Raw genomic sequence first — 26,122 nt, 5'->3', positions numbered from 1 at the left:
ATGTTGTCTGTGTCCACAGGGTTGTCCACAGGGGTCGTAAGTTCCGGCGGGGCGGTGGATCCTGCCGGGTTGTGGATGCTCTGGCGATCGTGCGGCGAGTGGCCGCGGCTCGAGACGGTGTGGTGACGCTGGCTCAGGCGCGTGCCGCCGGCTTCAGCGTGCACGAGGTGCAGCGCATGTGCCGGGCGGGTCGGTGGCGGCCCCTGGCCCGTGGCGGCTATCTGGTCGACGCGGACGCCTACGACGACATCCCCCGACGTGCGCGGATCAGAGCGGCAGTCGCCTCGTTCGGTCCGGGCGCCACGGCAGTGCTCGGCACCGCAGCCGAGTTGCACCGCATCGAGGGACTGCCGCGCAGCGACGTGATCCACCTGTCGGTGCCGGGAGCTGCGGCGCGACCGGCCCGTGCGTCCCATCCCGAGGTGGTCGTGCACCAGTGTGTCATCGGGTCCGGCCAGATCAGGTGTGTGGCCGGGGTCATGGCGACCAGTCCGCTGCGCACGGTGGCAGATCTCGTGCTGCGGAAGGACCGGTACCAGGCAGTCTCGCTGTTGGATTCCGCCCTGAACCGACACCTGCTCGAGCCGGGCGACCTCGAACTGATCCCGTCGCTGCTCCGCGGGCGACGTGGCGCAGTCGCCGCACGCGGCTACCTCGCCGAGGCGAACGGCCTGGCCCAGTCGCCGCTGGAGACGCGTACCCGACTTCGCTGCGTTGACGGCCGGATCCCGCCGGACGCCCTTCAGGTGGAGGTCCGCGACGGCGACGGCTACCTGCTGGGCCTCGGTGACCTGGCCTGGCGCGCCGCCCGGGTCATCGCCGAGGCGGACGGCCGACGGGCGCATGGCGGGCCGACCGCGCTCTACGCCGATCGGCACCGGCAGAATCGCCTGGTCAACGCCGGCTGGACGGTGCTGCGCTTCACCTGGGCCGACACCCTCCGCCCCGACTACATCCCCTGGGTGGTCCGACAGGCCGTCAACGCGCGGAGACCACCATCCGGGCGCGGCGCCTCATGATCGACGGGGGCGGGCGGGGTGGTCAGTAGGATGCGGGGTCGTGCGGGTTCTTCTTGTGGGTGGTGGAGGGCGGGAGCATGCGCTCGCGCTCGGACTGGCCGGCGATCCCTCTGTCTCGGCGCTGGTCGCGGCTCCCGGTAATCCGGGGATCGCGGGCGTGGCGGAGTTGCGGGACGTGAACGGCGCCGATCCGGCGGCGGTGGCGGCGCTCGCCGTCGAGGTGGCGGCGGATCTGGTGGTGATCGGGCCGGAGGCGCCACTGGTGGCCGGGGTTGCCGACGCGGTGCGCGCCAAGGGCATCGCGGCCTTCGGTCCGTCGGCCGAGGCGGCCCGGCTGGAGGGCTCGAAGACCTTCGCCAAGGACGTGATGACCGCGGCCGGCGTGCCGACCGCCCGGGCGTACACCTGCGCCGACGCGGAGAGCGTCGGCCGGGCGCTGGACGAGTTCGGCGCCCCGTACGTGGTGAAGAACGACGGGCTGGCCGCCGGCAAGGGCGTCGTGGTGACCGACGACCGCGCCGCCGCCGAGCGGCACGCCGAGGAGTGCGGCCGGGTGGTGATCGAGGAGTACCTGGCCGGTCCCGAGGTCTCCCTCTTCGTGGTCACCGACGGCGAGGCCGCCGTGCCGCTGCTGCCCGCCCAGGACTTCAAGCGCGTCGGCGACGGCGACACCGGGCCGAACACCGGCGGCATGGGCGCGTACGCGCCGCTGCCCTGGGCCCCGCCCGGCCTGGTCGACGAGGTGATGCGCGACGTCGTGCACCCGACGCTGGCCGAGCTGCGCCGGCGGGGCACCCCGTTCGCCGGCCTGCTCTACGTGGGCCTGGCGATCACCGCCGCCGGCCCGCGCGTGATCGAGTTCAACGCCCGCTTCGGCGACCCGGAGACCCAGGTGGTGCTCGCCCTGCTGGAGACGCCCCTCGCCGGGCTGCTGCACGCCGCCGCCACCGGCACGCTGGCCGCGCACCCGCCGCTGCGCTGGCGCGACGGCGCGGCGGTCACCGTCGTGGTGGCGGCCGAGGGTTATCCGGCGGCGCCGCGTACCGGTGACGTGATCACCGGCGCGGACCGCGCCGGGGTCATCCACGCCGGCACCCGCCGCGACCCTGACGGGAGCCTGCGCTCCGCCGGAGGCCGGGTCCTCTGCGGTACGGCCACCGGCCCGACCCTGGCCGCCGCGCGGGACGCCGCCTACGAGTTGGTACGCGGCATCGAGCTGGCCGGCTCGCACCACCGCTCCGACATCGCCGCCGCCGCCGTGGACGGCCGGATCGACCTTCCCGCCTGACCGGATAGCCAACGACCATCGGCCGGGCCGGGCAGGGCTGGTGGGGCCGCGACCGAGCCGCCGGCCCGGGCGTCAGCGGTTCGTCGCGCCGGGGGAGACCGCCGGCTGACCCGCCGTCTCCATGCCGGTTCTGCCCGGCGAGGCCGGGCGGACGGGTGTGCGGCCGACCATCCGGTCGAGCACGTTGGCGGTGGCCCGTTGGATCCGCTCGTCGCGGTGCCCGCGCCGGTTCAGCGCCATCGTCCAGCCGAGCGTGCCGGTGGCGAAGACCACCGCGCGCTGGGGCGTCTCGTACACGTGGGTGCTCTGCGTCCGCTGCCCGCCCTGCCGGGCCGGGTACGGCGACCCGCTGAGCAGGGTCTCGTGGAGCCCGCCGGGCCGGGCGGCGGCGGAGTTGACGCCGTCCGCCTCGCCCTGGACGACCCCGGGGATCCGGTCGCCGTCGGCCACTCCGGTGCCGGCCCACACCCAGTGCCTGGCGGACCGGACCACCAGCGGCTGCGGGGCGGCGACGATGCCGTTGTACTGGACGCCGAGCAGGGCCTGCTCGGGGATGTCCAGGTCGCGCCAGGTCACGGTCGGCCCGGCGGCGTCCTCGCCGGGGTCGGGGGTGGTCTTGGCGCAGGCGACGATCCGCTCGGGACAGCCGTGGGCCGAGGGGCGCACCCGGATGTGCCAGTAGACGCTGTTGGCGCCGAGGAAGGCGAGGCTGGTGCCGCCGGCCAGCCCGGCCTCGGCGGCCCGGCGCATCTCCGCCGACCAGTACTCGTCGTGCCCGCAGAACACCAGCCCACGGTGCCGGGACGGGTCGAGCCGCCCCGAGTGCAGGTCGAAGCTGGTCGCGTAGCTGACGTCGTAGCCCTCGCGCTCCAGCCACTGGACGGCGTCCTGGTCCCGGCTGAACTGGGTCGGCTGGCCCGCGTCGGCGTACGGGCGGTCGAAGGAGACCTCGCGCGCCCGCAGGGCCGGGGCGCGCCGCCCGCTGGCCGTGTAGCCGTTGTAGAGGCTCTTGCCGGCCCGCCCGTCCAGCGGCCACTGGTTGTACGCCTGCCAGGTGGTCACCGGCAGCACCACGCACAGCGCGGCGGCCCGCCGGTCGTCGCGCACCACGAACGGGGTGCACGCGCGCCAGCCGTCGGTGGAGGTGAAGACCGCCTGGTAGAGGCCGGAGGTCCAGTCCTCGGGGATGCGGAGGGTCCAGGACACCGGCCAGCGGCAGGCGATCGCCCCGGTGGCCGGGTCGGCGGGCGGCACCGGCTGCGGCGTGCCGTCGAGTTCCGGGCTGGTCAGCATGGTCCGGGCGCCGGCCCCGCGGTACCAGCCGAGCCGGTGCACGGTGATCCGGAACGGGCAGGCCGGGTTGACCGCGACGTGGAAGTCGACGGACTCGCCGGGGGCGAGGCTGGTCGTCGAGGCGTACCCCTGTATCTGCCGTTGCCGGTCGTCGGCGGACCGGATGTCGCCCCGCGGCCACCAGGGCTCGCCCGCCGCGCGGTTCTCCACCGGGACGGGTGGGGTCTGGCGGCGGGTGGGCGGGCCGGTGCGGCGCTGGCTCAGTACGGGCTCGCCGGCGCCGAGCGCGGTGGCGGAGACACCACCGAGGAGGAGGCCCAGGGCCCAGCGCCGACGGAGTCGCACCATGCGCAGCTCCCGGAGGGGATGAGAGTCACTGCCGGGGCAGCCGGCGCACGGAAAGTACCACCGGCCGGGGGGCTCCGTCTGTCCCCTGTGGGACCGCTCAGGCGTAGTAGCGGCGGAGTTCCCGGCCCAGCACCTTGCCGGTGGCGTTGCGCGGCAGGTACTTCACGAACACCACGTCCCTCGGCACGGAGAAGCGGGCCAGGTAGTGCCGGACGTACTCCCGGACCGCCTCCGGGTCGAGCGCCTCACCGGGGTGCAGGGCCAGGAACGCGGCCAGCCGCTGGCCGTACTCCGGGTCCGGGACGCCGATCACGGCGACCTCGCGGACCTGCGGCAGCCGGGCGATCAGATCCTCCACCTCGGACGGGAAGACGTTCTCGCCGCCGGAGACGATCATGTCGTCGGCCCGCCCGTCGACGAAGAGCAGCCCTTCCGGGCTCATGCGGCCCAGGTCGCCGGTGTCCAGCAGGCCGTCGCGGCGCTCCCGGCCGTCCCCCGAGGTGTAGCCCTCGAAGAGCATCTCGTTGCCCACGAAGATCCGGCCGACCCGCCCGTCCCGGACCGGTTCGCCGGCGTCGTTCACGATCTCGACGCGGGTGCCGTGCGGCGGGCGGCCCGCCGTGGTGGGGGCCGCGCGCAGCTCGGCCGGGCCGGCGATGGAGGCCCAGGAGACCTCGGTCGAGCCGTAGAGGTTGTGGACGACGTCGCCGAAGCGGTCCATGAAGGCGGTGGCCAGGCCGCCCGGAAGGGCGGAGCCGCTGACCGCCACCACCTTGAGTGGTGGCCGGGGCTCGGGGGGCGGCACCTCCATGAGCCGTTGCAGCATCACCGGTACGGCGAAGAGCGCGTCGCAGGGCTGCCCGGCCAGTGCGGCCAGCGTGGCGGCCGGGTCGAACCGGCGGTGCAGCACGATCGTGGCGCGCAGCGCGAACGAGACCTGGAGGGCGGCGTACCCCCAGGTGTGGAAGATCGGCGCGGCGATCAGCACGGTGTCGTGAACGTGCAGCGGGATCCGGTCGATGATGGACACCAGCGGGCCGAAGCCGTGCGGTGTGGGCCGGCGGGCGCCCTTGGGGGCGCCCGTGGTGCCGGAGGTGAGCACGATGGTGCGGCCGTCCCGCTCCGGCGGCTTGAGCTGGTCTCCGGGCAGCGCGCCGGCGATCAGCTCCTCCTGGCCGCGCTCGTCGACCCGGTGCAGATCGGCGGGAAGGCCGAGGACCCGCTCGGCGAACTCGGCGTCGTGCACCAGCACGCGCAGGCCCTGCTCCTCGGCCACGGTGGCCAGCTGTGCCGCGGAGAGGCCGGTGTTGACAAGTACGGCGTCGGCGCCGAGCAGCATCGCGGCGACGATCGCCTCGATGAGGCCGTGGTGGTTGCGGCAGAGCACGCCCACCCGGTCGCCGGACTGCACGCCGAGCCCGGCCCGCAGCGACCGGGCCAGCCGTTCCGACCGGTCCAGCAGCTCCTGGTAGGTCAGGGAGGCGCCGTGCTCGTCGACGACGGCGGTCCGCCCGGGGTCGCGCGCGGCGGCCTGGCGCAGCTCTCCGGCGAGGCTCCAGCCCCACCGGCGCAGGGCGTTGAGCTGAGTGGCCACCCGGATGGGGCGGCCCGGGTTGAGCAGTCCGCGTCGGGTCAGCGTGGCGACGATGAACGGCAGGTCCAAGTCGCAACCCTCCTTCGCGTTCGTGTTCTTCCGATCATGCACCCGCCGCGGCTCGGCGCCCAGCTCACGTGATCAGTTGCGCAGCCCGTCGGGATCCGGAACGGGGGCCGGCGGCCCGACCCGCGACGGCGGTACGCCCGGCACGGCGGTGCCGTCGCGGGTCGAGTCGGGGTCCGCCGGCGATCAGCGGATCTGCATGCCGGAGATGGCCCGGGAGATGACCAGCCGCTGGATCTCGGAGGTGCCCTCGAAGATGGTGTAGATCTTGGCGTCCCGGTACCACCGCTCGACCGGGTGGTCGCGCAGGAAGCCGGCGCCGCCGAGGAGCTGGACCGCCCGGTCGGTGACGGACACGGCCACCTCGCCGGCCTTGAGCTTGGACATCGAGCCCTCGCCCGCCGTGAACGGCCGGTTGTTGCGACCCATCCAGGAGGCCCGCCAGACCAGCAGCCGGGCCGCGTCGATCTCCATCTTCATGTCGGCGAGCGCGAACGCGACCGCCTGGTTCTCGATGATCGGCCGTCCGAACTGGACCCGTTCCTTGGCGTAGTCGAGGGCGTACTCGTACGCGGCGCGGGCCACGCCGAGCGCCTGCGCGCCGACGGTCGGGCGGGACAGTTCGAACGTGCGCATCGCCGCCTGGCCGGAGGCCCGCTGGCCGGTGCGGGCCCGGGCCAGCCGCTCGTCGAGCGCCTCCTTGCCGCCGAGCAGGCAGCGCCCCGGGACCCGGACGTCGTCGAGGAAGACGTCGGCGGTGTGCGAGGCGCGCAGCCCGAGCTTGCGCAGCTTGCGGGTGGCGGTGAGCCCCGGCGTGCCGGGCGGTACGACGAACGCGGCCTGCCCCCGCGAGCCCAGGCCGGGCTCGACCGAGGCGGTGACCACGTGCACGCCGGCGATGCCGCCGTTGGTGGCGTACGCCTTCTGGCCGTTCAGCACCCACTCGTCGGTGGCCTCGTCGTAGACGGCGCGGGAGCGCATCGACCCGACGTCGGAGCCGGCCTCCGGCTCGGTGGTGCAGAACGCGGCGACCGCCGGCTGGTCGACGTCGCCGAAGCACTGCGGCACCCACTCGACGAGCTGGTCGGGGGTGCCGGCGCCGTAGATGGCGGCGACGGCCAGCGAGGTGCCGAAGATGCTCAGGCCGATGCCGGCGTCACCCCAGAACAGCTCCTCGCTGGCGATCGGCAGGGAGAGCCCGGTGGGGTCGGCCCAGCAGGTGGCGAGGAACTCGAAGCCGTACAGGCCGACCTTCGCCGCCTCCTGGATGATCGGCCAGGGCGTCTCCTCCCGGGCGTCCCACTCGGCTGCGGCCGGGCGCACGACCTCGGCGGCGAAGCCGTGCACCCAGTCGCGAAGGTCCCGCTGTTCCTCGTTCAGGTCGAGCGAGAACTCGGCCATGTCAGGCCTTGGGGATGTCGAACAGGTTGGCGATGTTGGCGGCGAGGCCCAGGTCGCCCTTGGCCTTCAGCTTGCCGGTCATGAACATCATGACCGGGTTGCCGCCACCGGAGACGATCTTCAGGAACTCGACCGGGCCCATGGTGAGGCTGAGCTTCGGGTCCCGGGTCGGGGTCTCCGAGACGGCGCAGGTGCCGTTCTCGATGACGATCTCGTAGGTGTCGGTGCCACCGTCGGGGCGACCGGTGATGTTCCAGTGGATGACCGCGTTGGTGGAGCCCGCCCGGTCGGCCCGGAACAGCGACGGCATCCGGTTGAAGACCTCGCTGAGGATCTTGCCGCGCAGGTCGCCGGACATGATCTCGGCGAGCTTGTCGTCGGGGGTGGACTTGACCAGCTGCGCGAACTCCTTCGGGCCGACGTTCGCGAAGTTGGCCGGGTCGAAGTCACTCATGGGGGATGCACCTCTCGGGCGAGCCGACTTTGGTTACTCAGGCGTAACCCTACGCACGAGTAGGTATGCTCGCAAGGGTGTCCGACACGCCGACCTTCAAGCGCCTCCCCCGCGCCGTGCGCGAGCAGCAGATGCTCGACGCGGCGGTCAAGGTCTTCTCCCGCCGGGGCTTCCACGCGGCCAGCATGGACGAGATCGCCGACGACGCCGGCATCTCCAAGCCGATGGTCTACGCGTACCTGGGCACGAAAGAGGAGCTCTTCGTCGCCTGCCTGCACCGGGAGGGCACCCGGATGATGGAGGCCATCGCCGGGGCGGCAGCCCCCGACCTGCCCGCCGACGAGCGGCTCTGGCGCGGGCTGCGCGCCTTCTTCGGCTTCGTCGGCGCGCACCGGGACGGCTGGGCGGTGCTCTACCGGCAGGCCCGCGGCGAGCAGCCGTTCGCCGCCGAGCTGGCCACCATGCGCGGCCGGCTGGTCGAGGTGGTCGCCGGGATGCTCGACCACGCGCTGCGCGCCAAGGGCCGCGAGGTCGGCGCCACCGACCTGGAGGTCGTCGCGTACGCCCTGGTCGGTGCGACCGAGTCGCTGGCCGACTGGCTGGCCGACCACCCGGAGGCGGACCCGGAGAAGACCGCCACCCGGATGATGAACGTGGCCTGGCTCGGCGCCGACCAGCTGCTGCGCGGCGTCACCTGGCACCCGCCGGCCGGCTGACCCGGGACCGCACCCGCCGGCCGCGCGCCCAGCGCACCGACTCCACGACGGCGGTCAGGGTCAGCGCCAGCCCCAGCCCGAGCAGCAACCCGCGGACCGGGTCCCGCTCGAAGGCGAGCCCACCCAGGTAGCCGACCAGCGCCGAGTAGACGCCCCAAGAGAGCGCGGCCAGCGCGTCGAAGGCGAGGAACCGCCGCCGGGGGAACCGGGTCGCGCCCATGGTCAGGGTGACCGCCGTCCGTCCACCCGGGATGTAGCGAGCCACCACCAGGATCAGTCCGCCGCGCGCCGCGATGCCCCGCCTGGCCCGCTCCACCGCGGCCCGCCGCCGGCTCCCACGACCGTGCCGGCCCGACTCGTCCGACGCCGCGCCGCGAGCGGGCGCCGGGAGCCGGGCCAGCAGCCGGCCGCCGCCGTGGCGGCCGATCGCGTACGACACGTGGTCGCCGACGAGTGCGCCCAACGCGGCCACCACGACCACCAGCGGCAGGTCGGGCTGGCCGGTCGCGGCGAACACCCCGGCCGTGATCACGGCGGTCTCGCTCGGCACCACCGGGAAGAAGCCGTCGACCACCGCGACGGCGAACAGCGCCAGGTAGACCCAGGGCGAGGACATGGTCTGGTGGAGCAGGTCGAGCACGGAATCCATGGCCCCGATGCTGGTCGCGCCGGCCGTCCCGGCCATCTGCCATCGGTCGCCCGGCGACGGTTACTTTCGTCGCGTCGTACCCCGAGGGGCCGTCGGGGTCGGCCCCCAACCCTCCCGGAGGTACGCCCCGGCGCGCGCCCGCCCGGCCTAGGCTCGCCGGGTGACCACCCGCGTCGCCCTGCTGCGGCGGGCCGAGCGGCACACGCCGCTCCTGCTCGCCGCGCTGGTGGCCGCCAGCACCTGGGCGTCGGCCACCGGCGCCCTGGGCGTCCGCTCGCCGCTGCCCCGCCTGCTGATTCTGGTCGTGGCGCTGGTGTCGGGCGCCGCCGCCGTCGCGGCCCGCCGCTGGCCGCTGGTCGCCGCGGCGGCGGTCGGCTGGCTCGTTCTGGCCGCCTCCCCGGCCGCCGTCCTGGCCTCCTGGCGGGCGGGGGTCGCGCTGCGCGGCCGGCGCCTCGCCGCGTACCTGCTCGGTGCGGGAGGAGTCGCCCTGCTCGGGGTGGCCGTCGGCATCGCGGTCGGCGGTGAGCGCCGGCTGACCACCGCCACCGGCGCCAACGCCGCGGTGCTCTTCGCCTGGGTGGTGGTCTTCCCGCTGGTCGCCGGCCTGTGGATCGGCGCCCGGCGGGACACGCTGGCCGCCCTGCGGGACCGCGCCGAACGCCTGGAACGCGAGCAGGAGGCGCGCGCCGACCGGGTACGCGCCGAGGAGCGGGCCCGGATCGCCCGGGAGATGCACGACGTGGTGGCGCACCGCGTCTCGCTCATGGTGGTGCACGCCGGGGCGCTGGAGGTGACCGCCGCGGAGCCGGCCACCGTCGAGGCGGCCGCCCTGATCCGCTCCACCGGCCGGGCGGCCCTCACCGACCTGCGCGAGGTGCTGGGCGTGCTGCGCCAGCGGGCCGGCGACGGCACCCCGCTTCCGCCGACCGGCCTCGACGCGGTCGACGAGCTGATCCGGGAGTCGCGGGCGGCCGGCCTGCGGGTGGACCGGCGGGACGAGGGGACGCCCGAGCCGGTGCCCGGCGGGGTGGCCCGGACCGTGCACCGGGTTGTCCAGGAGGGGCTGACCAACGTCCGCAAGCACGCCCCGGCCGCGGCGGTCACGGTCCGCCTGCGGCACCTGCCCGACGGGATCGAGGCCGCCGTCCGCAACGGGCCGTCCGCCCGGCCCGGCACCGCCCTGCCCGGCGCGGGGCTCGGCCTGGTGGGGCTGCGCGAGCGGGTCGAGCTGGCCGGCGGGCGGCTGTCGGCCGGCCCGACCGACGACGGCGGTTTCCTGCTGCGGGCGCTGGTGCCGTTGGAGGACCCCACATGATCCGCACCGTGATCGCCGACGACGAGCAGCTGGTCCGCGCCGGTCTGCGGCTGATCCTGGAGGCCGCACCCGACATCGCGGTGGTGGGCGAGGCGGCCGACGGGGCCGAGGCGCTCGCCGCCGCCGTGCGGCTGCGTCCCGACGTGGTGCTGCTCGACGTGCGGATGCCCGGCACCGACGGGCTGACCGCCGCACCGCTGATCGTCGCCGCGGGCCCGAAGGTCGTCATGCTCACCACTTTCGACCAGGACGAGTACGTGCACGGCGCGCTGCGCGCCGGCGCGGTCGGTTTCCTGCTCAAGGACACCCCGCCCCGGGAACTCGCAGCCGCCGTGCGGACCGTGGCGGCCGGCAACGCCATGCTCGCCCCGACGGTGACCCGACGGTTGATCAGCTCGTTCGCGGAGCGCGGCCCGGCCCGGCGGGACGCCGCCCGGCAGCGGCTGGCCCGGCTCACCGACCGGGAGGCGGCGATCGTCCGGGAGGTGGCCCGCGGCGACGCGAACGCCGACGTGGCCCGCCGGCTCGGCACGAGCGAGGCCACCGTGAAGACCCACGTCAGCCGCGCGCTGGCCAAGCTCGACGTGGCCAACCGGGTCCAGCTCGCCATCCTGGTCCACGACGCCGACCTGCTGGAGGAGTAGGGCGCCGCTCAGTGGCGGGCGGCGGCCCGGGCGCGGGCGCGGCGGCGTGCCCAGCGGGCGAGCTCGAACAGGCCGGTGACCGCCACCGAGATGCCGACCCCGGCGAGCAGGCCCTGGACCGGGTTGTGCGCGAAGGCCAGCCCGCCGAAGTAGCCGAGCAGGCCGCAGTAGATGCCCCAGGTGCCGCAGGCCAGCGCGTCGTACATGAGGAAGGAGCGGAACGGGTAGCGGACCGCGCCCATGGTCAGGGTGACCGCGGTCCGGCCGCCCGGGACGTACCGGGAGGTGGTCAGGATGACGCCGCCGCGCCGGTCGACCGCCCGGCGCGCCCACTCGGAGCTCGCCCGGCGGCGGCTGTCGACGGGCAGCCGGGCCAGCCGGCGCGCGCCCCCGCCGCGCCCGATGGCGTAGGAGATGTTGTCGCCGAGCAGTGCGCCGAAGGCGGCGGCCACGATCACGCCGAGCACGTTCGGCTCCCCGCCGGCCGCGAAGACCCCGGCGGTGATCGCCACCGTCTCGCCCGGCACCGCCGGGAAGAACGCGTCGACCGCGGTGACCACGATGATCACCAGGTACGCCCACGGCGAGGTCACCGTCTGGTGCAGCAGGTCGAGCACGTCCCCCATGCACCCATGCTCGGTGGTGGGGTGTCAGCGGGGTGCGGAAACGGCTCCGGCCAGAGCGGGCAGCTTGTCCTCGGCGGTCGGCCCGTGCGAGGTGAGCAGCACCGGCGTGCCCAGCTCGGCCGCCACCGCCGCCGGCCAGTCGGCGGGCGCCTCGTCGAGGACCGGGCGGGCCCGGAGCAGCCGGGCCGTGAGCGCGGCCTGGCGGTCCAGGTCACCGGGCGGGCCCGGGACGAGCCGGTCGGCGGTCTCATAGCGGCGGCAGATCCGGAGGGCCGGACCGGCCAGGTCGAGGTGGGTGAGGGCCAGCCCGTCCACCCCGCCGGCCACCTCCAGCGCGTAGCGGTGGGCGACCGCGTCGAAGTGGCCGAACCGGAACCGGCCCTGCCACGGATTGGTCGGGTTGCGCGAATCGGTGAACGGCAGCGCCGGGTCCCCGGTGACCAGCGGCCCGGGGCCGTGCCGGGTGGTGGTCACCCGCAGCACACCGAGCCGCTGCCCGCTCCCGGCCAGCCCGGCCTCGGCGAGCAGTGCCTCCGCGTTGGCGAAGGTGGTGGTGCTCCACGTGGTGTACGGGTGGAAGCCGTGCCACTCGTCCAGCAGCACCCCCTGCGCCCCCTCGAAGACGCAGGTCCCCGCCCGGAGCGCCCCGGACAGCCACGTCCGCTCGACGATCGCCACCCGGTCGGCGAACCCGGCGTACGCGGGCAGGCAGTCCTCGACCGGCGGGGCGTCCAGCGGGCCGAGTTCGGCGGTGAGCCGGTCCCGCAGCGCGGTGAGCCGCCGGCGCAGCACCGCCGGGCGGCGGCAGTCCGCCACCCGGGGCGCCTCGTCGGGGTGGGCGAGGCCGTACGCGACCGCCTCGCCCACCCCCAGCCCGCAGGAGCCGTGCCGGTCGGCTCCCCGGGCGATCTCCCGCGCCCGGTTGGCGGCCCGGTGGTACGGGGTGGCCAGCAGCGCCTCCCCGTCCACGGTCAGCCGGTCGAGCGCGTCGGGCACCCCGACCGCCGTGAGGTGGTCGGCCTCGGCGGCCAGCGCCAGCGGGTCCACCACCACGTGCCGCGACAGGTGCGTACCGACGCCGGGGCGGAACGTCCCGGAGCCGAACTGCGCGAACGTGTGGTGCCGCCCGTCGCGCAGCACGACGTTGTGCGCCGCCTGCGCGCCCCCGTTGAACCGGACGACCGTGTGCACCGGCCGGCTCGCGCAGAGCCAGTCGACGACGGTGCCCTTGCCGGCGTCGCCGTAGCCGAGGTCGACCACCATCACGTGGCTCACAGCCGGGTGACCCCGCTGCCGTCGGTCGGGGCGAACGGCAGCGTGGCCACCGCGCGCCGGTCACCGCCGAGGCGGGCGAGCGCCCGGGAGACGGTCGGGCCGGCCGTCGACCCGGCCCGGTCCAGGTCGCGCAGCCCGGTGTCCAGGTCGACGGCCTGCTCGCCGAGGCCGACGGTGAGCGCGATGGTCTCGCAGACCGCGTCGAGGTCGTCCAGCTCGACGGCGTGCTGCCCGAGCAGGTCCCGCCAGAAGTCGAGCACCTTGCGGCTGCCCGCGTACGCGCTGCCGGCCGGGAGCAGGTAGTAGGTGTCCCAGCGCCGGGTCACCTCGTCGACGATCTGCCGCAGCGGCACGTTCTCGCGCAGGTCGTCGCCGATCAGCCGGGCCACCTGCCGCCGGTCCACCCGGGGGTACGCCAGCTCGTCGCCGATGATGAACAGGTAGCCGCGCCGCCCCCGCTTCGCCCAGCTGTCGGTGACCGTGTGCCGCGCCATGAAGTACAGCGCCAGCTCGTACGACTCGGTCATCTGGCCGCCACCGCCGCCCTCCAGCACGATCCGGCCGAGGTCGTCGTCCATCCGGTTGTCGGACTCGAACTGGCCGATCTGCAACGGCACCCGGTCGCAGGTGGCGTCGCCGATCGCGCCGAACAGCAGCTGCGGGTCGCGGGCGTACCCCTGCCGGAGCAGCAGGCCGAGCAGCTGCGGGAGCTTGCTCTGGAGCACCCGGGGCACGTGCCCCATCGAGCCGGTCACGTCGAAGAGCACCGCGATGGGCGTCGACCGGGGGTGCTCGTCCGAGTCGCGGCTCTCGCGGACCGCGCCGCGCGGGTCGAGCGCGGGGTGCACCGTGCGCGCCCCGCTGTCGCTGTAGGAGAAGGCGCTCGCGCCGGTGGCCCGCCGGTAGCGGTCGGCGGCGTCGTACACGTCGGTGGACCAGATTCCGCTGCCCATGGCAGCCTCCCTAGGGATTGAGGGTGAAGGGTCGGAAGGTGCGGGGGCCGTAGCGGCGTTCCAGCACCTCGTCGAGTTCGCCGAGCAGCCGCCAGGCGTCGTCGGGACGCGCGGCGAGCTTCGGGCGCCGGCAGCCGGCCGCGAAGGCGCGCAGCTCGCGCGGGGCCCGGTCGGCCATCAGCCAGGTCATGCAGCGCGCGGCCATGGCCAGGTCGGTGCCCGGGCCGGCGGGCCGCCGCGCGGTCACCTCGGCCGGGTACCACTCCTCGTGCCCGGGGACCAGCGCCGGGACGGCGCCCTCGCCGACCACCGCGAAGCACCAGTCGACCAGGACCACGCCGTGCGCGTCCGGCTCGATGAGCACGTGCCGGGGGAGCACCGCGCCGTGCACCACCCCGGCCCGGTGGGCCAGGCCGAGGGCGACCAGCAGCCGCCGCCACATCCAGGCCGCGTCGCGCGGGTCCACCCCGTCCGGGTACGCGCGGCGCACCTCGTCGAGGCTGTGCAGCCCCGGTGCCGCGGCCACCACGTTGACCAGCCGTTCCGCGCCGGTCGCCGGGTCCTGGACGGGCAGGTGGTCGACGAGCCGGGGCACGTAGGGCAGGTGCCGCGGGTCGCCCCGCTCGGCGATCCGGCGCAGGGCGCGCGCCTCGCGGGCCATGAGGTCGTTGTCGGCCGGATCGCGGGGCAGCTTGAGCAGCCGGTCACGCCCGACGTCGTAGAGGTCGGCCAGGTCCCCGACGTACGCGATCCGGCGCAACGCGTAGTCGCCGAGGTGGGCGTCGCGGCCGCCCCGCCAGCGGGCGGTCACCGTCATCAGCGCGTCGGTGGCGGCGGCGCGTACCCCCGGGTCGAGCGCGCCGAGCCGGTCGGGGTGCAGGGCCGTGACCAGCTCGCGGTAGCGGCGGGCCGGCGCGTCGGTGCCGAACAGGTCGGCGTCGCCGCGCGCGGTGGCGACCAGCCGGATGGCCTCCTCGGTCCTCACCGCACCGTCTCCTCCCGGGCGGGGCGCAGGAGCGCCGGGTGGAGGAGCCGGGCGTCGCCGGCCCGGTAGAGCTTGGCCCGGGGCCCGCCGCGCGCGCCGCCGCGTTCGGTGCTGGCGCCGGTGCTCTCCACGAAGCCGGGCACGGACAGCACCTTGCGGTGGAAGTTGCCGGCGTGCAGCGGGTGCCCCCAGACCGTCTCGTAGACGGCCCGCAGCTCGGTGATGGTGAACTCGGGTTCGAGGAAGCGGGTGGCCAGTGGCGTGTACTCCAGCTTGGACCGGGCCCGCTCCAGCCCGTCGTCGATGATCCGGCCGTGGTCGAAGGCGAGTTGCCGGCTCGTCAGCGCGGTCACCGGCAGCCAGACGGCGTCGTCGGCGTCGGTGTCGGCGACCGGGTCGGGCAGGTCGGGGGCGAAGGCCAGGTGGGCGACCGAGACCACCCGCATCCGCGGGTCCCGGTCGGGCCCGCCGTAGGTGGCGAGCTGCTCCAGGTGGACGCGGCGCAGCCGCTCGCCGCCGAGCCCGGTCTCCTCGGCCAGCTCGCGGCGGGCGCCGGTGGCGAGGTCCTCGTCGGGGCGGACGAAGCCGCCGGGCAGCGCCCAGTGCCCCGTGTAGGGCGGGGCGGCCCGGCGGATCAGCAGCACGTGCAGAGCGCCCTCGCGGATGGTCAGCGCCACCACGTCGACGGTGACGGCGACCGCCGGGTAGTCCCGAGGGTCGTACGCGGCCAGGAAGTCCTGCTCGTTCACGGCGTCCCGTCTCTCTCATCTTGAGAACAACTCAATCCGAGAACAACTTAGCGCACGAAAGAGGGGACCTCAAGCCCCTCTTTCCTCAGCGGACGGTGCCCACCAGATGCGGCCGGCCCTGCCGCGCGTCGTGCAGCGCGAAGTCCCAGGTCGGGCCCGTGGCCGTGGCACTGAAGGCCACCGTGGACGGCAGCGGCACGGGCAGCTTGAACGCCACCTCCACCGTGTAGGCCTCCGGCAGCCGGCTCTCCAGCGCGGCCAGGCAGCGCGCCTTGCTCCACATGCCGTGCGCGATCGGGCGTGGGAAGCCGAACAGCCGCGCGCCCAGCCGGGACGTGTGGATCGGGTTGTGGTCGCCGGAGACCCGCGCGTAGTCGGTGCCCACCCGGGGGGTCACCCGCCAGTGCGCCGAGGCGGCCGGCGGGGTCGGGCGGTCACCCCGGTCGGGCCGCGGGCCGCCGCCCGCCGTGCGCTGCTTCCCGAGGTACGTCGAGACGCCGCGCCAGACCTCCTCCCCGCCGACCGAGCCGACCAGCACCACGTCGAGCTGCCGGCCCCGCTCGTGCGGGCGCAGGTTCTCGGCGTACGTGCGGAAGTCCACCGTCTCGCCGACCTCGACCGGCCGGTGCACAATGATCCGGTTCGCCACGTGCACCACCCCGGTCAGCGGGATGGGGAACTCCGGCGCGGTCATCAGCCGCAGCGACAGCGGAAAGCCCAGCACGTGCAGGTACGTCGCCGGCAGCCGGTCGGCCAGCCGGAACCCGCAGACCCGGTCGTAGTCCGCCAGGTGGGCCGGGTCGACCGGCACACCGGAGACAGCCAGCTCCACGGCGGGCACGTCCGGCCGGCGCCGGCCACCCATGCCGGGCAGCGCCCCCAGCAGGGCCCGCCGGTAGAGCGCCCCCGGCGCCGGCAGCCGCGGCAGGTCCAGGCGCAGGCGGCCGTCCGGCCCGGTGCGCTCCGGAGCGACCAGGGTGGCCGCGCCGCCCGACGTGACCGCGGTGGCCGCGCCGGACAGGTCGCGGGTGCGGTCGTCGGCCAACGCGGACAGGTCCTGGGTGCGGTCCTGGGTCAGCGCGGACAGGTCCTGGGTGCGGTCCGGGGCCAGCGCGGACAGGTCCTGGGTCGCCTCGACCGGCGGCTCCGGGGCGTCCCGGGCGGCGAGCGCCGCGCGGGCCGAGGTGAGGTCCTGGGTCGGGCCCTCGATCAGCTCGTGCACCGACAGCTCCTCGGCCGGCTCCTCCGGCCGCTGCTTCCGCCGCGCCATCACGCCCCCAGCAGGCTCTGGCCGCAGACCCGGACCACGTTGCCGGTGACCGCGCCGCTCGCCGGCCAGGACAGCCAGCCGATCGTCTCGGCCACGTCCACCGGCAGGCCGCCCTGGGCCATGCTGTTCATCCGCCGGCCTGCCTCACGGATCATCAGCGGGATCCGGGCGGTCAGCCGGGTCTCGATGAAGCCGGGTGCGACCGCGTTCAGGCTGATGCCCCGCTCGCGCAGCACCGGGGAGAGGGAGTCGACCAGGCCGATCACCCCCGCCTTGCTGGTCGCGTAGTTGGTCTGGCCCCGGTTGCCCGCGATGCCGGCGATCGAGGAGACCGAGACGATCCGGCCGCCGGCCGGGATCAGGTCCCGCTCCAGCAGCACGTCGTTGATCCGCTCCTGGCTGGAGAGGTTCACGTCGATCACCGAGTCCCAGCGGTCGGCGTCCATCCGGCCGAGCGTCTTGTCCCGGGTGATGCCGGCGTTGTGCACCACCACGTCGACCCGGCCGTGCCGGCTCGCCAGGTGCTCGGCCAGCCGGGTCGGTGCGTCCGCGGCGGTCAGGTCGAGCTGCACGGCGCTGCCGCCGATCTCGTTGGCCACCGCGGCCAGCTCGTCACCGGCGGCCGGGATGTCCAGCGCGACGACCGAGGCGCCGTCCCGCGCGAGCACCCGGGCCAGCGCCGCGCCGATGCCCCGGGCCGCCCCGGTGACCAGGACCACCTGGCCGTCCAGCGGCCGGTCCCAGTCGGCCGGCGCGGCGGCGGTCCCGGCGCCGACCCGGATCACCTGCCCGGAGACGTACGCGGACCGGCCGCTGAGCAGGAAGCGCAGGGTGGACTCCAGGCTGACCGGGGTGCCGGCGTCGCCGTCCTTCGTGACGTACACGAGCTGGGCCGTCACACCACGGCCGAACTCCTTGCCGATGCTGCGGGTCAGCCCCTCCAGCGCACGCTGGGCGGTGGCCTCCCGGGGCGAGCCGCACTCGGCCGGCGGGGTGCCCAGCACGATCACCCGGCCGCTGGGCAGCAGCGCCCGGGCCTGCGGGTGGAAGAAGTCGTAGAGCTGGCGCAGGCCGGTGGAGTCGGCGATGCCGCTGGCGTCGTACACCAGGGCCGCGAAGCCGGCGGTGGCGTCGGTGACGGCGGCCGGGTCGACCAGCTCGACCCCGGCGGCGGTCAGCACCTTGCCCACCGGCTCGGCGAGCCGGCCACCGGTCGACGAGCCGAGCAGGACCGGCCCGGGGACGAGCGGGTCGCCCGGCGTGTGCCGGCGCAGGCGGGGCGGGTCGGGCAGCCCGAGGCGCTTGACCAGCGCGCGGCCGGCCCCCGATTGGACGAAGCTCGCGTACCTGTCGGTCATAGGCGTAGCCTACTGGCGAGTAGGGTTCGGGCAACAGCTTCGAGGAGGCCGATCGTGCAGAGTGTCCGGCGGGTCGCGGTGATCGGCGGCAACCGCATCCCCTTCGCCCGCTCCAACTCGCGCTACGCGCACGCGTCCAACGCGGACATGCTCGGCGCGGCGCTGGACGGGCTGGTCGCCCGGTTCGGGCTGGCCGGGCAGCGGGTCGGCGAGGTGGTGGCCGGCGCCGTGCTCAAGCACTCCCGGGACTTCAACCTCACCCGCGAGGTGGTGCTCGGTTCCCGGCTCGACCCGCACACCCCGGCGTACGACATCCAGCAGGCCTGCGGCACCGGTCTGGAGGCCGCCATCCTGGTCGCCAACAAGATCGCCCTCGGGCAGATCGAGGTCGGCATCGCCGGCGGCGTCGACACCACCTCCGACGCGCCCCTCGCGGTCAACGAGGACCTGCGCCGGACCCTGATCCAGCTCAACTCCGCCCGGGCCCTCGGCGAGCGGCTCAAGCTCGCCGCCAAGCTCCGACCGCTCCAGCCGTTCAAGCCGGAGATCCCGCGCAACGCCGAGCCGCGCACCGGGCTGTCGATGGGCGACCACGCCGCGAAGACGGCGCTGCGCTGGAACATCGACCGGCAGGCCCAGGACGAGTTGGCGCTCCGCTCGCACCAGCGGCTCGCCGCCGCGTACGAGAAGGGGTTCTTCGACGACCTGATGACCCCCTACCTGGGGCTCACCCGCGACCAGAACCTCCGCCCGGACACCAGCCTGGAGAAGCTCGCCTCGCTCAAGCCGGTCTTCGGCGCCAAGGGCCCGGACGCCGAGGCGGCCACCATGACCGCCGGCAACTCCTCGCCGCTCACCGACGGGGCGTCCACTGTGCTGCTGGCGTCCGAGGAGTGGGCGCGGGAGCACCACCTGCCGGTGCTGGCCTGGTTCTCCTGGTCCGAGACCGCGGCCGTGGACTTCGTGCACGGCGACGAGGGCCTGCTGATGGCCCCCGCGTACGCGGTGCCCCGGATGCTGGCCCGGGCCGGGCTGACCCTGCAGGACTTCGACTACTACGAGGTCCACGAGGCCTTCGCCTCGCAGGTGCTGGCCACCCTGGCCGCCTGGGAGTCGCCGGAGTTCTGCAAGGAGCGGCTCGGCCTGGACGCGCCGCTCGGCGCGATCGACCGCGACCGGCTCAACGTCAACGGGTCCTCGCTGGCCGCCGGGCACCCGTTCGCGGCCACCGGCGGCCGGATCGTGGCGACCCTGGCCAAGCTCCTCGACCAGAAGGGGAGCGGGCGCGGCCTGATCTCCATCTGCGCGGCCGGTGGGCAGGGCGTCACCGCGATCCTGGAGCGCTGACGCCGACGCCCGCCCGGGTGGATGGACCCGGGCGGGCGTCCGGTGTTCCGGTCAGCTGCCGAGGGTGAACTTCTCCCACGGGCCGATCGCGGTGCGGTTGGCGATCAGGGGTGCGGTGCCTGCGCTGTCGGCGGTGACGTAGCGGCTGTTGACCGCCGCCTTGAGGCTGACCGTGCCGTCGGTGTTGCGGATCAGGGTGAACTTCTCCCAGGCGCCGGCGCTGGTCCGGTTGGCGATCAGCGGCTTGGTGCCGGTGCCGTCGGCGCTGACGATCAGCCGGTTGGCCCAGGCCAGGAGCGCCACCTTGCCGCCGCCGAGGTCGAGCACGTCGAACCGCTGCGCGGTGCCGGCGCTGGTGCCGCTGGCGATCAGCGGCTTGACGCTGCCGCTGTCCGCGGTGACGAAGCGGCCGTTGGCGCCCGCCTTCAGCGTGCGCCCCACGTTGGCGACGTCAACCCGGTAGAACTTCTGCTCGGTGCCGATGGTCTTGCCGTTGGCGATCAGCGGCGTGGTCGCGTTCGCGGTCGCGGTCACGTACCTGCCGCCGGCGACGGACTGCAGGCTGATCGTTCCGTCCGCGTTGCTGACCAGGGTGAACCGCTCGGTGTCGCCGACCACCACGGTCTGGTAGGTGAGCGCCGCCACCCCGGCCGTGTCCGCGGTGACGTAGCGGCCGGCCGAACGCAGGAACAGGGCGACCTTGCCGTTGCCGGCATCGACCAGGTCGAGCCGGGCGGCCGGGCCGAGATCCGACCGGTCCGCCCCGAGCGAGGGCCACGGCACGTTGGCCATCGGGGCGACGTACCGGAGGGCGGACGTGGTGAGCAGACCGACGGTGCCGGTGCGGGGCAGCACGCTCACCCCGTGGGTGGTGTCGTCCTTGCGCCCGTCCGTGCCGGTGGCCCGGACGGAGACGCTGTACGTGTTCCGGGTGGCATACCGGTGGGTGGCCACCGGCGTGTCCTGGGTGACGACCGTGCCGTCGCCGAAGTCGAACCGGTAGGTGGCGATCGGCGCGACCCCCGGCACGGTGGCCGAGGCGTCGACGGTGACCGAGCCCGTGTCGAGGTCCGGCGTGAGGGCGAACCGGGTGTCCGGGCCGCGGACGGTCTCGACCGCCCCCCGGTCGGCGTAGGGCAGCGGCCCGGCCCCCGTGTTCGGCACCGCCGGATCGTCCACCCGGGCGGTGCCGTTGCGGTCGGTCGCCGGGAAGCCCGGGGCGGCCGAGTTGGCCGAGTCGTATCCGCCCGTCGGGCCCGGGGTGTCCAGGTCGTGGGCGGCCTGGCCGGAGGCGGCGCGGAACGCCGCCAGGCCCATCCGGGCGCCGTTCCAGTCGTAGATCGTCGAGGATCCGGCGGTGTACCTCTCGACGAGGTTGTAGTCGACCACCGTGTCGGCGGTGGCGCCGCCGCCGACGGCGATCTCCGCCCCGCTTCCGGAGGGCGACGAGCAGGACACCTGGGAGCCGGTCTTGACGAGCCGGTTGTTCTGCACCGAGACGCCGGAGGAACTTCCGTCGACGCGGATGCTGTCCAGGCAGCGGTCCGTGAGCGTGTTGTTGGTGATCGCCGTACCGACGGCGCCGGCGTTGTGGATGCCGTGGCCGGCGCCCAGTCCGATCTCGTTGTTCACCACCGTCGTCCCGCGCGCGCTCGACGCGACACTGACGGCGGCTCCGGTGAAGCGATCGAGGGAGCTGCCGACGATCGTGTTGCCGGCGCCCTCGACCCGGATCCCGACACTCTGCTCGACGGGGTCGTTCGGGTTGCCGATGACGTTCACCGACGACAGGCGTACGCCGGAGGTCGTGTCGTCCAGCAACACGCCGGTGGTCAGCGAACTGCCGGAGACGGAAGAGCGGCTCAGGACCGAGTCGGTGACACCGGAGAAGCGCACGACCGTGCCGGTCACACCGCCCGTCAGGGAGTAGCCGCCGCCCTCGACCGTGATGCGGGCGGCGTTGCGGATGTCGAGTGCGGGGCCGTCGACCGCGCCGGGGACCTGGATCCGTTCGATCGTGATGTCGTGCTGGCCGTCGATGGTGATCCCGGCCGCCGGGCCGCTCAGCTGCGAGCTGGAGGGACCGCCCCGGAAGACGATGGGCGCGTCCGGCGTGCCGGAGCGGGTGACCGTGACGTGTTCCTGGTAAACGCCTCCGCTGATCTCGACGGTCTGCCCGGCCGAGACGACCGACGCCGCGGCGCCGATCGAGCAGAACGGCTGGTCGTAGGTGCCGGGCCCGGTGTCGGAGCAGGTGGTGACCGTCGGCCGGACGTAGAGGGTGGTCCCGTCCGTGGCCTGTGCGGGGCCGGCGAGGGTCAGGAGTGAGCCACCGGCCAGCGCGGCTGCGGCGAGCCCGGCGAGAAGAGGTTTACGCATGCTGATCCTCGGTTCGAGGAGGAGGAAGGGGGACCCAGGAGGGGTCAGCGACGATCTTCGCTGGTCGGCAGGTCTCCCGCTGTCCCGACCGGCATAACGGGCGGCGGATTTCCAGGTGGACGAAACCGCCCGATGTCCGCCAGGACTTCGCCACCGGGAGGAGGCCTCCGCCGGGCTCTACCGCGCCCCCACCGGCCGCCCCGTCCCGCCTGATCCGGCTCGTGGGCCGGCGGGAGCGCTGGTCGGCGGGTACGGGAGAATGGGCCCGTGACGATCCCGAACGTGCTCGCCAACCGCTACGCCTCGCCCGAGCTGGTCGCCCTCTGGTCGCCCGAGGAGAAGGTACGCATGGAGCGGCGGCTCTGGCTCGCCGTGCTCAAGGCCCAGCGTGACCTCGGCGTGCCGGTGCCGGACGGGGTGGTCGAGGCGTACGAGCGGGTGGTCGACGACGTGGACCTGGCCTCGATCGCGGAGCGCGAACGGGTCACCCGGCACGACGTGAAGGCCCGGATCGAGGAGTTCAGCGCCCGCGCCGGTCACGAGCACGTGCACAAGGGGATGACCTCCCGGGACCTCACCGAGAACGTCGAGCAGCTCCAGGTCCGGGCCTCGCTGGAGCTGATCCGGGACCGGGTGGTCGCCACCCTGGTCCGGCTGGCCTGGCACGCCCACGAGTACTCGGGCCTCGTGATGACCGGCCGGTCGCACAACGTCGCCGCGCAGGCCACCACGCTGGGCAAGCGCTTCGCGTCCGCCGCCGAGGAGCTGCTGATCGCGTACGAGCGGCTGACGGACCTGATCGACCGTTACCCGCTGCGGGGCATCAAGGGGCCGGTGGGCACCGCCGCCGACCAGCTCGACCTCTTCGACGGCGACGCCGGAAAGGTGGCCGAGCTGGAGCGCCGGGTCGCCGAGCACCTGGGTTTCGCCCGGGTGCTGGACAGCGTCGGCCAGGTCTACCCGCGTTCGCTGGACTTCGACGTGCTCTCCGCGCTGGCCCAGGTCGCCGCCGCGCCGTCGTCGCTGGCCACCACGATCCGGCTCATGGTGGGCCAGGAGCTGGTCACCGAGGGCTTCAAGCCGGGCCAGGTGGGCTCCAGCGCTATGCCGCACAAGATGAACACCCGCTCGTCGGAGCGGGTGAACGGCTTCGCGGTGATCATCCGGGGCTACCTGTCGATGGTCGGCGAGCTGGCCGGCGACCAGTGGAACGAGGGGGACGTCTCCTGCTCGGTGGTCCGCCGGGTGGCCCTGCCGGACGCCTTCTTCGCCGCCGACGGCCTGTTCCAGACGTTCCTCACGGTGCTGGACGAGTTCGGGCCGTACCCGGCGGTCATCAACCGGGAGCTGGAGCGGTTCCTGCCGTTCCTGGCGACCACCAAGATCCTGGTCGCGGCGGTCCGCCGGGGCGTCGGCCGGGAGGTCGCGCACGAGGTGATCAAGGAGCACGCGGTCGCCGTGGCGCTGGCCATGCGGGAGAAGGGCGCCGCCGAGAACGACCTGTTCGACCGGCTCGCGGCCGACGGGCGGCTGGGCCTGAGCCGGGCCGAGATCGACGCCCTCGTCGCCGACCGCAACGCCTTCGTCGGCGCCGCCGGCGCCCAGGTCGACCGGGTGACCGCCCGCATCGCCAAGATCGTGGAAGCCCACCCCGAGGCCGCCGCCTACTCACCGCCCCCCATCCTCTGAGGGAGGTCAGGAGCCGGGAGTGGGGGTTTCGCCGGCGGTCCGGAGGTTGGGGGCGCTGGCCGGTTCGGCGATGCCGCCGGGCGCGGAGGCGATCTCCGGGTCGTGGGCGGTCTCGGCCGCGATCATCGGCTGGTCCGGCGGCATGACGTCGGGCGTCTTGGGTACGACGATCACCGCCGTCCCGTACGCGCAGATCTCCATCCACATCTCGCCGCAGTCCCGGCTGTCGAAGCGCATGCCGATCACCGCGTTCGCGCCGAGCCGCATGGCCTCCTCGCCGAGTCGGGCCACGGAGTCGGTACGCCAGCGGGTGAGGTTGTCCGGCGCCATCGGGTCGTAGGCGCCACCGCGCAGGTTCTTGACCCCCTCGCGGTACGGGTTGCGGGTCCGCGCCATCGAGGAGACCACTTCGCCGAGGATCTGGCGGATCTCGTAGCCGGGCAGTTGATCCGTCGTCACGACCAGCACGGTTCCGATGCTGTCAGCCGTCGGGCGGCCGGTTCGTGAGCCGTGTTCACCTGATCGGATGCTGCAAAACGGCGCGGCGCGGACGGTCGGGGTGCCACCGACCCATCCGCGCCGCACCGGCGCTAACCGTCAGACACCGGCCGTCGAGGTGATCCAGGCCCGGTTGTACGCGACACTGCCGTAGTTCTGGATGCTGGAGCCGTCGGCGGTCGAGGCCACGCCGACCTGCCGGCCGTTGTAGAACTGCGGGCCGCCCGAGTCGCCCCGCCAGGCGTTGCCGTTGATCCGGGTGCTGCGGATCGCCTGGCCGCCGTAGGCGTCGGTCGCGTTGGTGCTGGTCACCTGCACGTTGGCGGTCTTGAGCTGGCTGGACGCGCTGCAGCCGCTGTAGCAGGTCATGCCCCAGCCGTAGATCGAGTTGGTGGAGCCGACCGGCGGGTTGCTGCTGGCCAACGTCACGGTGGAGGTGCTGACCGCGCTGGACAGGCGGAGCAGGGCGAGGTCGTTGCGGGTGTAGGAGGCGCTCACCGTGCGGGTGACCCCGCCGGAGGCGCGGTAGACGCTGCCGATCCGCACCGACATGGTGCCGCTGACGCAGTGCCGGGCGGTGAGCACCCACTGGGACGCGATCACGCTGCCGGAGCAGGTGAACGAGCCGTTGCTGAACACGGCGGCGGCCCACGGGGCGGACGAGACGGTGCTGCCACCGATGATCGGCTGCGGGCCGGCCGGCGCGGCGGTGGCGCCGGAGGCGGTGGCGAGCACCCCGGCGAGGGTGGTGGTCAGCACGGCGAGCAGGGGACGGAGACGCATCTCGGGGGACTCCTTCTGCGGAGAGGGCTGCCCGGGGTCGCCGGGCAGGTGGTGACCGCCGGGCGGGGTGGACCCGGCGGTCGGAGCCGATTAACTCATCGACGTCGGACGATGCATGCTAAGGGCGGGCCGATGTCCGTCACAAGAGTTAAATCGAAATCCAGCGATGTTACGGCGCGTCGGGGGCGATCCGCCCTCCCGCCTGTCGGAAACCGGTCGGACCGGCGGGCATCCGCGGGGAAATGCCTGGTGGGAGCCCTGGCGCCCGAAGTTGCCCGCCACCGCCGGCAACGAATTCATATCGACGCCGCAACGAACGCGTATCGGCCCTCCGCCCGGGCGGCCGGTTACGCCGATCACTGCCTGAGCGGGCACCGGCCGGTGCGGGCGGGACGGCATCTGCCAGGTAGGCTGGCTGCGCTCGCCCGTAGTGGGCCGGCACCCAACTGCGTACACAGTCAGGAGTGCCCCGTGCCTCGCGTCGTCGTCGACGTCATGCTCAAGCCCGAGATCCTCGATCCTCAGGGCCAGGCCGTCGCAAACGCGCTGCCCCGGCTCGGCGTCAGCGACGTCGCCTCGGTTCGGATCGGCAGGCGGATCGAGATCGAGTTCACCGGCGAACCGGACCTGGACCGGGCCCGGGAGATCGCCGACAAGCTGCTCGCCAACCCGGTGATCGAGGACTTCACCGTCCGCCTGGTCGAGGCCGACGAGACCGCGGACGCCCGCTCGTGAGCGCGCGGGTCGGTGTGGTGACGTTCCCCGGCTCGCTCGACGACGGGGACGCGGCCCGGGCCGTCCGGATCGCCGGCGCCGAACCGGTCCGGCTCTGGCACGACGACCCGGCCCTGCACGGCGTCGACGCCGTGGTGCTGCCCGGTGGCTTCTCCTACGGCGACTACCTGCGCTGCGGGGCGATCGCCCGGTTCGCCCCGGTGATGGGCTCGATCGTCGACGCCGCCCGCGGCGGCCTGCCGGTGCTCGGCATCTGCAACGGCTTCCAGATCCTCTGCGAGGCCCACCTGCTGCCCGGCGCGCTCACCCGCAACCAGCACCTGCACTTCCGCAACCGGGACCAGGTCCTCCGGATCGAGGCCGTCGGCACCGCCTGGACCAACGCGTTCCAGCCCGGCCAGGAGGTGCTCATCCCGGTCAAGAACGGCGAGGGCTGCTACGTCGCCGACCCGGCGACGCTGGACCGGCTGGAGGCCGAGGGCCGGGTGGTCGCCCGCTACGTCGGCGGCAACCCCAACGGATCGCAGCGCGACATCGCCGCGATCACCAACGAGGCCGGCAACGTGGTCGGCATCATGCCGCACCCCGAGCACGCGGTGGAGGCGCTCACCGGCCCCTCCCTGGACGGCCTGGGCTTCTTCACCTCGGTGCTCAAGCACCTGGTCGGGGCCCCGGCGTGACCGTGCGC

24 protein-coding genes are annotated in these 26,122 nt (G+C 74.3%); 9 read left to right on the top strand and 15 right to left on the bottom strand.

Features of this window, described 5'->3' with window-relative positions; all coding sequences use genetic code 11:
• Positions 1-98 precede the first annotated feature (98 nt).
• Complete coding sequence (locus NFX44_RS11670) at positions 99-1,019, top strand: type IV toxin-antitoxin system AbiEi family antitoxin domain-containing protein (RefSeq protein WP_262283510.1); 921 nt, start codon at positions 99-101, stop codon at positions 1,017-1,019.
• Between the two features lie 40 nt (positions 1,020-1,059).
• Positions 1,060-2,307, top strand: coding sequence for a phosphoribosylamine--glycine ligase (gene purD, locus NFX44_RS11665; protein ID WP_262283509.1), 1,248 nt, complete (start codon positions 1,060-1,062; stop codon positions 2,305-2,307).
• A gap of 72 nt (positions 2,308-2,379) precedes the next feature.
• On the opposite strand, the gene NFX44_RS11660 is transcribed toward purD, so the two are convergent.
• The 4 genes from NFX44_RS11660 to NFX44_RS11645 all read right to left on the bottom strand — a co-directional run bounded on the left by NFX44_RS11660 (position 2,380) and on the right by NFX44_RS11645 (position 7,463).
• Positions 2,380-3,948: a N,N-dimethylformamidase beta subunit family domain-containing protein gene (locus NFX44_RS11660; protein WP_262283508.1), complete on the bottom strand. Its 1,569-nt coding sequence runs from the start codon at positions 3,946-3,948 to the stop codon at positions 2,380-2,382.
• A 97-nt stretch (positions 3,949-4,045) separates the two neighbouring features.
• Entirely contained in the window at positions 4,046-5,611 is a 1,566-nt protein-coding gene (locus tag NFX44_RS11655; protein WP_262283507.1) for an AMP-binding protein, read from the bottom strand.
• 183 nt (positions 5,612-5,794) lie between these two features.
• Positions 5,795-7,009 carry an acyl-CoA dehydrogenase family protein gene (locus tag NFX44_RS11650; protein ID WP_262283506.1) on the bottom strand — a complete coding sequence of 405 codons (1,215 nt, stop codon included), beginning with the start codon at positions 7,007-7,009 and terminating at the stop codon, positions 5,795-5,797.
• A 1-nt stretch (position 7,010) separates the two neighbouring features.
• Positions 7,011-7,463, bottom strand: coding sequence for an SCP2 sterol-binding domain-containing protein (locus NFX44_RS11645; protein WP_262283505.1), 453 nt, complete (start codon positions 7,461-7,463; stop codon positions 7,011-7,013).
• A 77-nt stretch (positions 7,464-7,540) separates the two neighbouring features.
• Between NFX44_RS11645 and NFX44_RS11640 the strand changes: the two genes are divergently transcribed.
• The gene (locus NFX44_RS11640) at positions 7,541-8,179 is read left to right on the top strand and encodes a TetR/AcrR family transcriptional regulator (protein ID WP_262283504.1); all 639 of its coding nucleotides are present in this window, start codon (positions 7,541-7,543) and stop codon (positions 8,177-8,179) included.
• Here NFX44_RS11640 and NFX44_RS11635 read toward each other — a convergent pair.
• Positions 8,154-8,828 carry a DedA family protein gene (locus NFX44_RS11635; RefSeq protein ID WP_262283503.1) on the bottom strand — a complete coding sequence of 225 codons (675 nt, stop codon included), beginning with the start codon at positions 8,826-8,828 and terminating at the stop codon, positions 8,154-8,156. The genes NFX44_RS11640 and NFX44_RS11635 overlap by 26 nt on opposite strands.
• 160 nt (positions 8,829-8,988) lie before the next feature.
• Between NFX44_RS11635 and NFX44_RS11630 the strand changes: the two genes are divergently transcribed.
• Together NFX44_RS11630 and NFX44_RS11625 are read left to right on the top strand one after the other, a co-directional pair.
• Positions 8,989-10,143, top strand: a complete 1,155-nt coding sequence (locus tag NFX44_RS11630; RefSeq protein WP_262283502.1) for a sensor histidine kinase — start codon at positions 8,989-8,991, stop codon at positions 10,141-10,143.
• Positions 10,140-10,787, top strand: coding sequence for a response regulator transcription factor (locus NFX44_RS11625; RefSeq protein ID WP_262283501.1), 648 nt, complete (start codon positions 10,140-10,142; stop codon positions 10,785-10,787). Before NFX44_RS11630 ends, NFX44_RS11625 begins: the two co-directional genes overlap by 4 nt.
• Positions 10,788-10,795: 8 nt before the next feature.
• On the opposite strand, the gene NFX44_RS11620 is transcribed toward NFX44_RS11625, so the two are convergent.
• The 7 genes from NFX44_RS11620 to NFX44_RS11590 form a co-directional block, all read right to left on the bottom strand.
• The gene (locus tag NFX44_RS11620; protein ID WP_262283500.1) at positions 10,796-11,413 is read right to left on the bottom strand and encodes a DedA family protein; all 618 of its coding nucleotides are present in this window, start codon (positions 11,411-11,413) and stop codon (positions 10,796-10,798) included.
• A gap of 24 nt (positions 11,414-11,437) precedes the next feature.
• A complete protein-coding gene (locus NFX44_RS11615) occupies positions 11,438-12,688 on the bottom strand; it encodes an adenylosuccinate synthetase (RefSeq protein ID WP_262283499.1) in 1,251 nt (416 codons plus the stop codon).
• On the bottom strand, positions 12,685-13,641 hold the full coding sequence (locus tag NFX44_RS11610; RefSeq protein ID WP_262283498.1) for a hypothetical protein: 957 nt from the start codon (positions 13,639-13,641) through the stop codon (positions 12,685-12,687). The genes NFX44_RS11615 and NFX44_RS11610 overlap by 4 nt, the downstream gene beginning before the upstream one ends.
• A 10-nt stretch (positions 13,642-13,651) precedes the next feature.
• Positions 13,652-14,626 (bottom strand): serine/threonine protein kinase, encoded by a 975-nt coding sequence (locus NFX44_RS11605; RefSeq protein ID WP_262283497.1) that lies wholly within the window; start codon positions 14,624-14,626, stop codon positions 13,652-13,654.
• Complete coding sequence (locus tag NFX44_RS11600; protein WP_262283496.1) at positions 14,623-15,375, bottom strand: NUDIX hydrolase; 753 nt, start codon at positions 15,373-15,375, stop codon at positions 14,623-14,625. The genes NFX44_RS11605 and NFX44_RS11600 overlap by 4 nt, the downstream gene beginning before the upstream one ends.
• A gap of 85 nt (positions 15,376-15,460) precedes the next feature.
• Positions 15,461-16,351 (bottom strand): MaoC/PaaZ C-terminal domain-containing protein, encoded by an 891-nt coding sequence (locus NFX44_RS11595; protein ID WP_262283577.1) that lies wholly within the window; start codon positions 16,349-16,351, stop codon positions 15,461-15,463.
• Between the two features lie 293 nt (positions 16,352-16,644).
• A complete protein-coding gene (locus tag NFX44_RS11590; protein WP_262283495.1) occupies positions 16,645-18,003 on the bottom strand; it encodes a 3-oxoacyl-ACP reductase in 1,359 nt (452 codons plus the stop codon).
• Positions 18,004-18,057: 54 nt separating this feature from the next.
• Between NFX44_RS11590 and NFX44_RS11585 the strand changes: the two genes are divergently transcribed.
• Positions 18,058-19,350 carry an acetyl-CoA C-acetyltransferase gene (locus NFX44_RS11585; RefSeq protein ID WP_262283494.1) on the top strand — a complete coding sequence of 431 codons (1,293 nt, stop codon included), beginning with the start codon at positions 18,058-18,060 and terminating at the stop codon, positions 19,348-19,350.
• A 51-nt stretch (positions 19,351-19,401) separates the two neighbouring features.
• Here NFX44_RS11585 and NFX44_RS11580 read toward each other — a convergent pair whose 3' ends face one another.
• Positions 19,402-21,729 (bottom strand): PKD domain-containing protein, encoded by a 2,328-nt coding sequence (locus NFX44_RS11580; RefSeq protein WP_262283493.1) that lies wholly within the window; start codon positions 21,727-21,729, stop codon positions 19,402-19,404.
• Positions 21,730-21,996: 267 nt separating this feature from the next.
• Here NFX44_RS11580 and purB point away from each other — a divergent pair, with 267 nt between their 5' ends.
• Positions 21,997-23,418 carry an adenylosuccinate lyase gene (gene purB, locus NFX44_RS11575; protein WP_262283492.1) on the top strand — a complete coding sequence of 474 codons (1,422 nt, stop codon included), beginning with the start codon at positions 21,997-21,999 and terminating at the stop codon, positions 23,416-23,418.
• Between the two features lie 6 nt (positions 23,419-23,424).
• Here the strand turns inward: purB and NFX44_RS11570 are convergent, their stop codons facing one another.
• Complete coding sequence (locus NFX44_RS11570) at positions 23,425-23,946, bottom strand: YbjQ family protein (protein ID WP_262283576.1); 522 nt, start codon at positions 23,944-23,946, stop codon at positions 23,425-23,427.
• 69 nt (positions 23,947-24,015) lie between these two features.
• Entirely contained in the window at positions 24,016-24,699 is a 684-nt protein-coding gene (locus tag NFX44_RS11565) for a DUF1986 domain-containing protein (RefSeq protein ID WP_262283491.1), read from the bottom strand.
• Between the two features lie 471 nt (positions 24,700-25,170).
• On the opposite strand from NFX44_RS11565, the gene purS reads away from it, so the two are divergent.
• Entirely contained in the window at positions 25,171-25,434 is a 264-nt protein-coding gene (purS, locus tag NFX44_RS11560) for a phosphoribosylformylglycinamidine synthase subunit PurS (RefSeq protein WP_030332194.1), read from the top strand.
• Positions 25,431-26,114 (top strand): phosphoribosylformylglycinamidine synthase subunit PurQ, encoded by a 684-nt coding sequence (purQ, locus tag NFX44_RS11555; protein WP_262283490.1) that lies wholly within the window; start codon positions 25,431-25,433, stop codon positions 26,112-26,114. Before purS ends, purQ begins: the two co-directional genes overlap by 4 nt.
• Positions 26,115-26,122 lie beyond the last annotated feature (8 nt).

It is taken from the genome of Micromonospora sp. MA102 (assembly GCF_025460765.1).
GTDB lineage: Bacteria > Actinomycetota > Actinomycetes > Mycobacteriales > Micromonosporaceae > Micromonospora > Micromonospora halotolerans.
This window is presented reverse-complemented; position numbering and strand designations above follow the sequence as displayed.